This is a genomic window from Bacteroidota bacterium, assembly GCA_039821555.1.
Lineage (GTDB): Bacteria > Bacteroidota > Rhodothermia > Rhodothermales > Rubricoccaceae > JBCBEX01.
In genome coordinates this window covers 96,421-108,512 of the sequence record JBCBNX010000006.1, presented here as the reverse complement: position 1 = coordinate 108,512, position 12,092 = coordinate 96,421, and the positions used below count along the sequence as shown (strand labels likewise).

The following is a 12,092-nucleotide window of genomic DNA, read 5'->3' as shown; positions in this document are numbered from 1 at the left end:
TCCACCCGCCAAAGAAAAAGGCCCTGCAAACATGATGCTCACAGGACCTCTCGGTGGGCTCTACTGGATTCGAACCAGTGACCTCTACGATGTCAACGTAGCGCTCTAACCAACTGAGCTAAGAGCCCGCTTATGCCGCACGGAGGCGGCGTGCAAGAAGTCTCAAATATAGCATGACCCGGGAAGGCTGGGCAAGCGAACCCGACGTGAAGCTGGCACGCGGACCCGTAGCGGAGCCGCGCGGCGGGCGGGTTACGAATCGGTCCGGCACCTCTGCCATTGCGACGCGCCCAAGACCCGCGCGTTTGCGCTAACGCGTGAATTAGGCCGGCTCCAGCGTGCCTCCTCGTGACATTGAGTCCGCGCATATCGCCATTCCAGGTGGCATCGAGGCCCTGCCCTTGCGCTGGCATACGCTTTGGACTTGGGGCGGGCGTTCCACCACCGGACCCTCCTCACTCATTTGCACGTGTGCATGTGCAAATGTGCGGGCCGCCCCCCGATCTTGCTATGCGACTTCTCTGCACTCCCACGTTGCCGTCTCCCTTCTCGATGCCCCGCCCGCAGGACTCCATCCAGGCTGCGCTGGAGCGCGCCCGCGAGGCGGCCTGGGACGTGGTGGGCAACTACACCAGTCCGCCCTGGCGCTTCCACGTCCTCACCGACGACGCCGTGACGGTCCTCACTAGAGCGCATGCCCACGCCGTAGAGCAGCGCCGAGGGGCCGATGCCGCGACCCGCGCCCGCTCGCTCTGGGGGCAAATCCCTGGGTGGGTCGTGGTCACCTGCGCACGCGCCGAAGACCCGCAGGAAGCCGAGCACGTCCAAGAGCGCAGCCTGACCGCCGTGCAGCGTTTCTCCCTGTCCCTCTGGGCCGAAGACTTCCACACCCGCTGGGCGCAGCCTGACATCAAGGACGCGCCCGTCGTCGCAGAGCAGCTGGAACTAGACCCCGCCTCTGAGTTCGTAATCGGGGTGCTTTGGTTCGGCGAAGACGCCGACCAGCTTCCCCCGCCCAACGAGATCCAGGCGGTGTAGCACGCAGCGCTGGCCTTCCTGTGGGAGCAGACGAGGCACGCCCAGCAGGCATGCCCAACCGGCGTCGGTGAACACGCCGGGCGCGCTGCGAGTAGGGGACGTTTTTGCAGCCGTTCTCGCTCATGCCGCTCCCCCTTCGTCACGCCCACCCGTGGGACCTTGCCCCGCGCGAGGCCATCGAGGTACAGCGCAAGCTCGCCCCCGAGGTCCGGGTCGAGCCCCTTCATGCCCAGCCATCAACGGTGGTCGGCCTCGACGTGAGCGTGCGAGGCGACCGCGTGCGCGCTGCCGGAGTGGTCACGGAGACGGAGGACTGGACGCCCCTTGCCACCGCGACCTGGGAAGGCCCCGTCGCGTTTCCCTATGTCCCAGGCCTCCTCTCCTTCCGCGAGATCCCTGCCCTGCTCCCCGTGCTTGACGACCTGGCTACGCAACGTGGGGCTCTGCCAGACGTGCTCATGCTCGACGCGCACGGGCTCGCCCACCCCCGTCGCTTCGGCCTGGCCTGCCACCTCGGCGTCCTGCTCGACCGCCCTGCCCTCGGGGTCGCCAAGAAACGGTTTGTGGGCACCTACGACGAACCTGGTCCCGACAAAGGCGCCCAGTCGCCTCTGATGCATCAGGACGAGGTCATCGGGACGGTACTGCGCACGCGCACGCGGGTGAAGCCCGTCTTCGTCTCTGTCGGGCACCGGATCACCCTAGAAGAGGCCACGGCTCTCAGCTTGCGGGCCGCCATGCGAACCAAGTTGCCCGAGCCCAACCGGCTCGCGCATCGGCTCAGCTACCGTGGTGCCCTGTAGGCTCCTGTCAGCTTAGCGTGCGCGAGATGGGCTACCGACATGCTAGCCGACATGCCAGGCCTCACCCAGGCACCGGCAGTACTGCGTCGAGCGCCATACGGAGGCTTTGGCTGTCGTAGTAGAGGCGGGCCTCGTTGCCCAGGCTCACGTACAGTCCGGTCGTCATGTCGTGGCTGAGCGTCGCCTGCCAGGCCAGCGTGTCGGTGATGGTCTGCCGCATGGCCATCGCGCCGCGGATTTGCACGTCGCCTAGGAGGTCGGCACGCAGCTGATGCGGCGCGCGGTCCGTGTGCAGCAGCACGAGGCCGTCCCAGTAGAGCGACGCCCCTTCCGGCACGTGGAGGTCGCCTTCGATGAGGAGCGTTCCCCTACCCTGCACCGTGTCTCCGCGCGTGAGGTGCAGCCCGCCAGCGTGGCGCGTGGTCAAGCGCGACGCCACGCGAGCACGCTCGGCCAGCACGTCGAGCGTGGGCATGAGGTAGGGCGCCTCTACTTCGGCTCGGGTGTCGGCGGGAACACGAAAGCGGTGCGATCCGCCCATCGCGTGCTGCAAGCCGCTGCGCATGCGGCGCATCGAGATCAGCGAGTCGAGCATGAGCACGTCGAAGCTCGTGCGGTCGAGCAGCGGCGGGAGCGGCGCCTCGCCCTGCACAACTTGCGCCCGTGGGTCGAGGGCAAGCGCGGCGTAGGGCGCGTCGAGCCAGAGCGGCGTCGGGACCATGGGGGCCGACACCCGCGGCCCATCGGTACCGAGCCGTTGCAACGCGGCACCGTCTTGGGCCTCGTCGATGCCGGAAGCTGCCAGAGTAGGCGATGGTCTCGCTCTCGGCGGCGTTGCCTGCTGCTCCACGCGTGGCGCTTCGGACAAGGACACCACCATCGCGGGTAGAGGATCGGGAGATGGTGGGGCGTCGCCACTTACGAGGTAGGTGGCAGCAGCGCCCAGAAGCAGCGCCACGAGCGCGGCGAGGCGAAGGCGGGCCATGGTGACCGGAGGGGATGGGTGCGGTAGGTGAGCGCCGGGTGGTAGACGGCGTTTCCCCTGTCTTGCAAGTCCACCACCGCGATTTTGAGACACGCATCACCCCGCTCTGATGTCACCGTGGCGTGTCGCGGTATCGCCGCGAAGCCTTGCCCATCGCCGATGTCCGCGTTTTTCCTACACCCTGGCCTACCCGGTTACGGTACGTTTCGAATCGGCACACGACGCCCCCCTCGCTGTTCGATTTTGCAGCGGAGGCATTGCGCCGTCGCCGACGTGGTCCGCGCTCCGGATGCGAGGGATTTCGGCTCTTCCGTTGTTTCTTGCAGGGTGCCCACGCCGTGCACGCCCTTCGCCGACCTCACGCGCAATCTGACCTACTATGCGCGATCGACTCCTCCGCGCCTGCTCGCTCCTCGCGCTGTTCCTCGCCGTGCCCGCGGTCCTGCACGCGCAGCCCGCCGCCGACTGGCTGACGCCCAGCGACGCCGTGCCCGCCGCTCGATTCGGCGCTGATGTGGCACTTCTCCCCGACGGCCGCCTCATCGTCGGGGCTCCCGGTGCCACGGGCGAACGTCCTGGCACCGGCGCGGCCTACGTCTACGCCTACGACCGCGACCGACTCGCCTGGGTCGAGACCGCCAAGCTCGCCGCCCCAGGCGGACTTCCCAGGGACGGCTTCGGTGCACCCCTTGCAGCTCGCGGAGACACGCTCTTTGTGAGCTACGCGCGCGGTAGTGCCAATGCAGGCAGCCACGCGTTCGTAGCAGACACACTTGGCTGGCGCTACGCGGGCACGCATGAGGTGCAAGGGAACGACGGCGGCCCTCTTTCGGATCAGGAACTCTACTGGCTCGCGACGGACGGCACCTTCCCTAGACCACGCACCTCCTTTTCAGACCTCAACGGCCGGGTATACCTCGTGGGCACGACCGTGCGGCCAGACAGCACGGTGAGCATCGAGGTTTATCTCGTCAAGGAGGGCGTCAGCCTCTCGGCCCGACACGACGACAATCCTCTACGTCTCACTGAAGTCACACTCGCCGCCTCCGTTTCGGACTCCGAACTTGCGCCTGAGGATTTGCTGCACGACGAGATCCTCGGCACGTTTGCGCAGCTCACCTTTAACGGACGCTTCGTAGCGCTTGGCCTCGGCGCTGCGGACGGCGTCGGCGGTGACGAGGCCGGCGCCGTCTACATCTGGGACCTCACCGGGCGATGGCTCTCGGACGGCCTCGCGCCGACGCTGCCGGGCTTCGGCACCAAGGCCGGGCCCGAGGACTATGTGGAGGTCGAGGTGTTCTACGGCACCGACCGCGCGCGGACTGGCAGGCGCAGCCCGCGTCGGTTCTATGGCGGACAACGCGGCGGCGAGCTTCAGATGGGCACCGCGACCGTCACGATCCCGAAGACCCACGAGCCGGGCGCGATGGAGTCGCCGAGTTGGCTGCGCCTCCAGTTCCGCGCCGACCCCACCCGGCACATCATCCTCCAGGACGTCTCCCCGCTCGACTCGGACGAGGCCGTCGCCGCGATGCAGACCGCGCTAGACTCGACCTCGAGCCGGGCGGTGCTGCTCTACGTGCACGGCTTCAACGTCTCGTTCGAGGACGCCGCCCGGCGCACCGCCCAGATGGCCTACGACCTCAGCTTCGACGGCGTCCCGGCGTTCTACTCGTGGCCCTCGGACGCCTCGCTGCTGCGCTACCTCGCCGACGAGAACGACGTGATGTGGAGCGTCTTCCACCTGAAGGCTTTCCTCCGCGAGATCGCGCTCCGCTCGGGCGCCGAAGACGTGCATATCGTGGCGCACAGCATGGGCAACCGCGCCGTTACGCAGGCGCTCCGCGAATTCGCGTGCGAGTTCAAGGCGCCGCAGTTCAACCAGGTCATCCTCGCCGCGCCCGACGTGGACGCCGAGGTCTTCCAGCGCGACATCGCCCCGGCGATCACGGGCGCGGCCCAGCAGGTCACCCTCTACGCCTCCGCCGACGACACCGCGCTGCGCGTCTCGCAGGCCCTCCACGGCGCCCCGCGCGCGGGCAACAGCCTCGTCATTGCCCCCGGCGTCACCACCATCGACGCCTCCGGGCTCGACCCGTCGCTACTCGGCCACTCGTACTATGCAGACCTCAAGCAGCTCATTGACGACATCGGCGCGCTCGTGAAGCAGGGCCTCGAACCCGCCGCCCGCGCGCTCTCCCGCAAGGGCGACTCGGTGTGGGAGCTGGCGAAGAAATGAGGGTCTTGCTCACCACTGTTGGGTCGCGGGGCGATGCGCAGCCGTTTGTCGCACTCGGGGTTGGGCTCGCTGCGGCCGGGCACACGGTGACGGTCAACACGCACACGCGCTTCCGCTCGCTCGTCGAGGACACCGGGCTGGTGTTCGCGCCACTCTCGGACGCGATCCTCGACTTCCTCGACTCCGACCTCGGACGGGACGCCATCGAGAACTCGTCCACCCCGCTCGGGTGGCTCCGGACGATCGCAAAGTCGTACCGCGCCATCAGCACCGCCCAGCGCAGCATGGTGGACGAGGCGTGGACCGCCGCCGAGGCCGCGCAACCTGACGTGATCGTCTTCCACCAGAAGGCGTTCTGGGGCTCGGGTTTCGCGCAGCGGCTCGGCGCGCACGCGGTGCTTGCCACCCTGCAGCCCATCTTCGGCCCCACCTCTGACTTCCCCGTGCTCGGCATCGCAGCCCCGCCACGCTGGACGGGGCCGCTGCACCGCGCTTACAACCGGGGCACCTACCGCCTGACGGGCCGCCTCGCCGACTGGGGGACGCGCCGCTACCTCCGCGACTGGCATCAGGAGCACCATCTGCCGCAAGGCCCCGCGCTCGCGCGTCCTGACGGCTCGCCGCTACCGCTCCTGCAGGCGTTCAGCCCCCACGTCGTCCCGGCGACCTATCCGTCGCACGTCGCCACGACGGGCTTCTGGCACCTCGCGCACCCCCACTGGACATCGCCCGACGACCTCGCTGCATTCCTCCACATGGGACCACCGCCCGTGTACGTCGGCTTCGGGAGCATGAAGGGGCAGCGCGGTGCGGATCGTGCGCGCGCCGTCATTGAGGCGGTACAGTTGGCCGGGGTACGGGCAGTCCTCGCGCTCGGCTGGGGTGGCCTCGACCTCGCCGAGGTGACGTTGCCCGCCACGTGCTTCGCGCTGCGCGGCGCCCCGCATGATTGGCTCTTCCCGAGGATGGCAGCGGTCGTCCACCACGGCGGGGCTGGGACCACGGCGGCAGGACTCCGCGCAGGCCGCCCGACGGTGGTGTGCCCGTTCTTCGGCGACCAGCCGTTCTGGGGGCGCCGCGTCCACGCACTCGGGGCCGGACCCGAGCCGCTCCGCCAGAAGCACCTCACCGCTGAGACGCTCGCCGGGCGCATCCGCACCGCGCTTAACGACGCCACGATGCACGCACGGGCCGCTGCGCTCGGCAAACAGCTTCGCGCCGAGGACGGCGTAGCCAACGCCGTTTCGTTCCTCGAACGCTACGCGCCTGAATCCGACAGCCCGCCGAATTGGCGGGACGCATGAAAGACGCTGAGCACCTCCACGCGATCGTCGCCTGGGATGTGTAGATAGACGATGCGGTAATTGCGGTGGATCACTTCGCGAAGTGCCTCGTCGCCAATCTAGGGCACCACTCGCCCTGAAGCTGGGAACGCAACGAGCCGATCCGTTGCTGTGTAGCGTTGACGCAACAAGCGTTCTGCCGCGCCAGGACTGTCGCGCGCTAGGTAGTCTCCAATGGCCTCCAGGTCGGCGTAGGCACGCGGCGTCCAGACTACGACTGCCACGACGCGATGCGGGCTTCAAGCCGACGCTTTACTTCCTCGTACGAACTCGTTTCGCCGTGTTCGGCTTGGCGTAGCCCTTCCTCAATCTTGCTTAGAAACAGCAACCGCTCGATGGCATCGTCGACGGCAGCGTCGTCGGGCAAGTTTTCGACGGCGCGAACGATCTGGCGCTTGGTCAGGGTCGAAGTCATGGTAAAGAATCAAGTGGGAGAACGCGTACGCTCGATTACTGCAAGCGTTCGAGTAGATAAGCGTACGTGATCGCCATCATCTGGGCTTGCTGCTCGGGTGTGACGCCCGCGCCGTGGCCGCCCTCGGTGTTCTCGAAGTAGTAGACCTCGTGGCCGAGACCGCGCATCTTCGCGGCCATCTTGCGGGCGTGGCCCGGGTGCACGCGGTCGTCGCGCGTGGTGGTGGTGAAGAGCACGCGCGGGTAGTCGGCGTCGGCGTCGAGGTTGTGGTAAGGCGAATACTGCCGGATGTAGGCCCACTCGTCGGGGTTGTCGGGGTCACCGTATTCGGCCATCCAGCTGGCGCCGGCGAGGAGCGTGTGGTAGCGCCGCATGTCGAGCAGCGGCACCGCGATCACGACGGCGTTGAAGAGGTCAGGGCGCTGTGTCACCATGACGCCTGTGAGGAGGCCACCGTTGGAGCCGCCCTGAACGCCGAGGTGGTCCGGCGACGTGACGCCGCGCGCGACGAGGTCTTCGGCGACCGCGATGAAGTCGTCGTAGGCGCGCTGACGATTCGCCTTCTGGGCGGCGCGGTGCCACTCGGGGCCGAACTCGCCCCCACCCCGAATGTTGGCGACCACGTAGACGCCGCCGCGTTCGAGCCACGCCTGCCCCGCCGTGGCGCTGTACGACGGCGTGAGTGCGATTTCGAAGCCGCCGTAGCCGTAGAGCAGCGTCGGGTTGGTGCCGTCGAGCGCGATGTCCTCGCGGTGGACGATGAAGTACGGGATCTGCGTACCATCGGCGGACGTGGCCTCGTGCTGGGCGACCGTCAGCCCCTCGGTGTCGAAGAGCGCGGGGAGCTTGGTCACCTCCGCAACGGTGTCGTCCCCGCCCGCGAGGTAGAGCGTCGTCGGCTGGAGGTAGGAGCTGTAGGTGAAGAAGAAGCGGTCGTCCTCGCTGCTCGTGCTCACGACGTTGACGCTGCCGAGTTCGGGCGCGTCGATCATGGTGCTCGTCCACGCGCCGCCCTGTCCGTCTGACGAGGAGGCGAAGCGGAAACGGTGGAGCTGCCCCTGCACGTTGTCGAGCACCGACGCGATCATCGAGTGCGCCGTCGAGGCGACGTACTGCACCGTCTGCCGCTCGGTCGGCACAAACACGGTCTCGAAGGCGCGTTCGCCCGCGAGGAACGCCTCGTAGTCCGTGGCGACGAGCGCGCCGGTCGGGTAGGCTGTCTCGCCGACGGTCCACGGCGAGCGGAGGTAGACGACGAGTTGGCCGTCCACGAGCGATGGGTCGGCGTCCATCGGAAGGTCGAGCGCGACGGGCGCGCCGTCACGGAGCACGTAGGTGGTACCTTCGAAGAAGCTCGGCCGGTGCGCGATGACGGGTATGCTCGTCGTGCCCATGCGTGCGCTCGCCGCCCACACGCCCACATCGCTCGTTGCGCCCTCGTAGACCGTCTCGGCGTCGTCCAGCGGCGTCCCGCGCGTCCAGCGCTTCACGATGCGCGGGTAGCCGGAGTCGGTCAGCGCGCCCTCGCCCCAGTCGGTCGAGACGAGCAGCGTGTTCGCGTCGATCCACGCCAGCGATGATTTCGCCTCGGGCACGTAGAACCCGTCCACGAACGTCTTCGAGGGCACGTCGAACTCGCGCAGTTCGGCAGCGTCGGCCCCGCCGCGCGAGAGACGGATGAGACAGCGGTCGTAGTCCGGTGCGAGGCAGGTCGAGCCTTTATAAGCCCAGTTGACGTTCTCCTCCGCGCCCAGCTTGTCGATGTCGAGCAGCGTCTCCCAGGTGGGGTCGCCAGCGAGGTAGTCCTCCACGGAGGCACGGCGCCAAAGGCCGCGCGGGTTGTCGGCGTCCGTCCAGAAGTTGTAGACGAAGTCGCCGCGCAGACCCGGATAGGCGATGCGGTCGTCGCTGTTGAGCACCGCGAGGATGTCCCCGTAGAGGTCGTCGTAGGCCGGGTGCGCCTCCAGCGCCGTGACCGTCTCGGCGTTCTGCTCGCCGACCCAGGAGAGGGCACGGTCGCCCTCGACCTCTTCGAGCCAGAGGAAGGGGTCGTCAGGCGCATCGGCGTCTTGGGCGATAGTGGGCACAGTGGCGAACGCGAGGAGGGCGAGGAGGAATAGTCGGAACCGAACGAGCATGGCGGGCGGAAGGCAAGTCAGATGGTAGCCCGGAAGTCTACGCCACAACCGCAGCGAGGGAAAGCCTCGGATGCAGCGCCTTACGTGGCTAAGGCTTGCGTGGACCCGTCCCACTTGCGCGCAGTGGCCACGCACACGAACGCCCTGCCGCGTCGAACCGCAGCAGGGCGTTGGGTCTAGTTCGCAGGACCAAGCCGGTCCGCACTCGCTAGAGGTCGAGGGCCGCGTCGATCTGCTTGAGGCGCATCCGGGCCAAGGCCAGGTTCGTGTTCTTCCCGATGACGAGGTAGAAGAACAGGTTCTGGTTGTTGTGGGCCAGCCGGATCAGGTGATACTGCGACTCGAGCGTGATCAGGATGTCCTCGATCTCCTCGTTGATGCCGAGTTGGTCGCGGATGCTCTTCTTCGCACGGACCACCTCGGTGTTGCCAGCGGCGGCCAGTTCCATGTCGAGGGAGCCGCCGCCGATGCTGCCGAGGCACATGCCGGTTTCGTAGTCCACGATGGCCGCACCGACGGCCCCGTTGATCTGCATGGTTTCGGCGAGGGCGGTCTGAAGAGGAAGGGTGTCGAGTTGCATGGGACTGCTCGGGGCATGGGTGAAGGCGTACGGGCAGCGCACTCAAAGTGCAGGCGCAGACGCCGGGGGTTCATAGGAGGAGCACGCGATGGCTCGACCACGCTAACCTTCAACCACTATGCCCATCTAAATCCAAGAAACCGTGCAGAATAGACCGTAGAATTTCGTCTCAGAACAAGAGAGTCTATAGATTTACTATGCTTGACACGAACGTTTTGAACGAAGCTACCGAACGTTTTGAATGGTATGTGCAAAATAATTTTCTACTGTCTCAAAGTGATCAGATAAAGGCGGCGAACGTAGCTAGATTCGCACTACCATTCTGAAGGAAGAGTAGTTCATATGTACCGTGTAGGCACGCACTCTGAGGGTCCCATTTCCTAAAGTTGCTGGGCGCGCGCTCCCACTCATTCCGTGGTCGGTTCGAAGCGAAGGTGGAGCCAGGTCTGGTCGTGCTCGGCGTCTGTGAGCGTGTAGTAGGCGAGGAAGTTGGGCAGCGCCACATGCCGCCGCTGGTTGCGCACCTGCACGACGACCTCGTCGGCAAACTGCTCGGCCACGATCTCGTCAGCGTCGGCGAAGGGGACGCGGAGCGCGACCCACTCATGTTGGGGACGGGCTAGTGGCCTAGGGTCACTCGACTAGTCCGTACGTCGTCTTTATGGCGTAGCCTGAGGAGATAGAACCCAGGCGCTACGTTGTTCACGGCCCAGTCAGCTTCATAGACCCCGGCTGCTTGCACCCTGTCGACTAGGCGTGCTACCTCGCGCCCCATGAGGTCGAACACAGCTAGTTCCACCATGCCTACACTGGGAATCTCATAGGCTACCGTGACCTCTCCAGACGCTGGGTTTGGGTAGCCATTTGCAAGAGTCGCCACGGACGGTTCCGGGGTGTTCTCCTCGGCACTCGTCGCGCACGAATCGGAGGCCTGCACCTCCTCTGGCGTATTGCATCCAGGCGCATTGGTTTGAATCCTTGCGCTCGTGACACCTCCTCCCTCAGACAACAGTCGACCGATGCCGCACGTGCATGACGAGAGGAATTGGTTTCCGACCACGACCAGTTCACCATTGATGCTCTGCAGTCCAGCCAGACCGTCGAGATTAGTGAGGCGTGAGTTGTTCTCAATGAGCAGGTCTTCTCCAATCCGGGTCAGCGAACGCAGCCCATTGATTTCGGGCAAGCTGGTGAAGCTCACAGACACGCTGCCTCCAATCGCCTCCACGGCGTCCAGGCCACTAATGCTTTGCAGGAGTGCTTCACTCAGCACCAGCCGACCACCGATCCGGGTGAGGGATGTAAGGCCATTGAGGCTCGTGAGCTGATTGTTCTGCAGGTCCAGATTGCCTCCGATCTCGGTGAGCCCCCGCAGGCCATTCAAGTTGACGAAGTCGTTTGACTCGATGACAACATTGCCTCCAACCCGTGCCAGAGAGGTAAACCCACTGAGGGCTGCAATCTTGAACGTGCTGAAAATCGAGAACGAGCCGCCGACGGACTCGAGCAACGGCAACCCGTTCGTGCTACGCAGCTCAAGCGCCTCGGCTACCGTGAAACTCCCCCCGACCTCGGTAAGCGCCGATGGGCCGCTTAGGTTAGTGAGCACCGGAACGCTGGATATCGAAAAGTCGCCTCCGACCGACGCCAACGCCGAGAGCGTCCCAAGACGCGTCAGACTCGATAGGCTACGGACGAAGAAGCCGCCATCGACGCGCTCCAGGGAGGCGAGGTCGCCCAGGGTGGTAATGCTACGGCTGAGTTCGACGCGGAGGTCACCGCCGACGCGCTGGAGGTTGCCGAAAGCGTCGAGCGTCCGAAGTGCGTTCAGGAACTCTATGCGGAGATCCCCGCCAACGGTCTGCGTCTGTGCCAACCCGCTAAGATCGTCGAGTTCGGGGCTGGCACGAAGCTCCAGGCTAGCGCCAACCTCCTCCAGGCGGCCCAATCCCGTGATGCCCTCCAGCGCCGCATTGTCCACCCATCTGATAGCGCCCTCGACACGCTCGACCAGGGGTAGTGACCGGAACTGTTGGAGCAGAGGTAGGCCCGTCACTTCGAGACCACCCAGCGTGCTGAGCGCGGCGAAGTCGTCGAGGGCGCTCAGCATGCTGAGTCCGTCAAATCGAAGCGTCCCACCCACTGAGACGAGTTGGTCGAATGCCCCGAGCCGGTCGAGTGCGGGGAGATCCACGAGGGCGGCGTCGCCGCCGACCGTACGCACCCGGGTCAGGCCGTCCACATTCTCAAGGCTGGCGTTCGCTTCAACGAGCAGGGTACCTCCTACCGCTGTGAGCGCTGAGAGCGCGTCTAGGGTACGAACTATTGCGTTGTCCCTGACAACAAGGTCGCCGCCAACCATCGTCAGCGCCTCTAGCCCAGCAAGGTCGTCCAGGCTGCCATTGTCGAGGACTAACAAGGGACCGTCGACGCGCGTCAACTGGCTGAGAGCCTCCACGCTGGTGATGGCGTCATCCAGGCTGCGAATCACGAGCGAATCGCCCACGACCTCGCAATCAAACGCCTCCACGTCGCTCTGAGAAGATAGGTA

General features: G+C 66.0%; 9 protein-coding genes, 1 tRNA gene and 1 pseudogene. 4 read left to right on the top strand and 7 right to left on the bottom strand.

The window, feature by feature from the left end:
- Nucleotides 1-54 precede the first annotated feature (54 nt).
- Nucleotides 55-128: transfer RNA gene (locus AAFU51_09405), tRNA-Val, on the bottom strand.
- A gap of 424 nt (nt 129-552) precedes the next feature.
- Here AAFU51_09405 and AAFU51_09400 point away from each other — a divergent pair.
- Nucleotides 553-1,038, top strand: coding sequence for a hypothetical protein (locus AAFU51_09400; protein ID MEO1571471.1), 486 nt, complete (start codon nt 553-555; stop codon nt 1,036-1,038).
- A gap of 122 nt (nt 1,039-1,160) precedes the next feature.
- Nucleotides 1,161-1,841, top strand: coding sequence for an endonuclease V (locus tag AAFU51_09395; protein MEO1571470.1), 681 nt, complete (start codon nt 1,161-1,163; stop codon nt 1,839-1,841).
- A 61-nt stretch (nt 1,842-1,902) separates the two neighbouring features.
- On the opposite strand, the gene AAFU51_09390 is transcribed toward AAFU51_09395, so the two are convergent.
- Complete coding sequence (locus AAFU51_09390; protein MEO1571469.1) at nt 1,903-2,826, bottom strand: hypothetical protein; 924 nt, start codon at nt 2,824-2,826, stop codon at nt 1,903-1,905.
- 379 nt (nt 2,827-3,205) lie between these two features.
- Here AAFU51_09390 and AAFU51_09385 point away from each other — a divergent pair, with 379 nt between their 5' ends.
- On the top strand, nt 3,206-5,065 hold the full coding sequence (locus AAFU51_09385) for an alpha/beta hydrolase (GenBank protein MEO1571468.1): 1,860 nt from the start codon (nt 3,206-3,208) through the stop codon (nt 5,063-5,065).
- Nucleotides 5,062-6,369 (top strand): glycosyltransferase, encoded by a 1,308-nt coding sequence (locus AAFU51_09380; GenBank protein MEO1571467.1) that lies wholly within the window; start codon nt 5,062-5,064, stop codon nt 6,367-6,369. The genes AAFU51_09385 and AAFU51_09380 overlap by 4 nt, the downstream gene beginning before the upstream one ends.
- A gap of 250 nt (nt 6,370-6,619) precedes the next feature.
- On the opposite strand, the gene AAFU51_09375 is transcribed toward AAFU51_09380, so the two are convergent.
- The 5 genes and pseudogenes from AAFU51_09375 to AAFU51_09355 all read right to left on the bottom strand — a co-directional run bounded on the left by AAFU51_09375 (nt 6,620) and on the right by AAFU51_09355 (nt 12,032).
- Entirely contained in the window at nt 6,620-6,823 is a 204-nt protein-coding gene (locus AAFU51_09375; protein ID MEO1571466.1) for a hypothetical protein, read from the bottom strand.
- A gap of 35 nt (nt 6,824-6,858) precedes the next feature.
- On the bottom strand, nt 6,859-8,961 hold the full coding sequence (locus AAFU51_09370) for a prolyl oligopeptidase family serine peptidase (GenBank protein MEO1571465.1): 2,103 nt from the start codon (nt 8,959-8,961) through the stop codon (nt 6,859-6,861).
- 208 nt (nt 8,962-9,169) lie between these two features.
- Nucleotides 9,170-9,541 carry a hypothetical protein gene (locus AAFU51_09365; protein ID MEO1571464.1) on the bottom strand — a complete coding sequence of 124 codons (372 nt, stop codon included), beginning with the start codon at nt 9,539-9,541 and terminating at the stop codon, nt 9,170-9,172.
- A gap of 407 nt (nt 9,542-9,948) precedes the next feature.
- Nucleotides 9,949-10,128: pseudogene (locus AAFU51_09360) on the bottom strand (hypothetical protein).
- A 32-nt stretch (nt 10,129-10,160) separates the two neighbouring features.
- The gene (locus tag AAFU51_09355; protein MEO1571463.1) at nt 10,161-12,032 is read right to left on the bottom strand and encodes a T9SS type A sorting domain-containing protein; all 1,872 of its coding nucleotides are present in this window, start codon (nt 12,030-12,032) and stop codon (nt 10,161-10,163) included.
- Between the last annotated feature and the right edge of the window lie 60 nt (nt 12,033-12,092).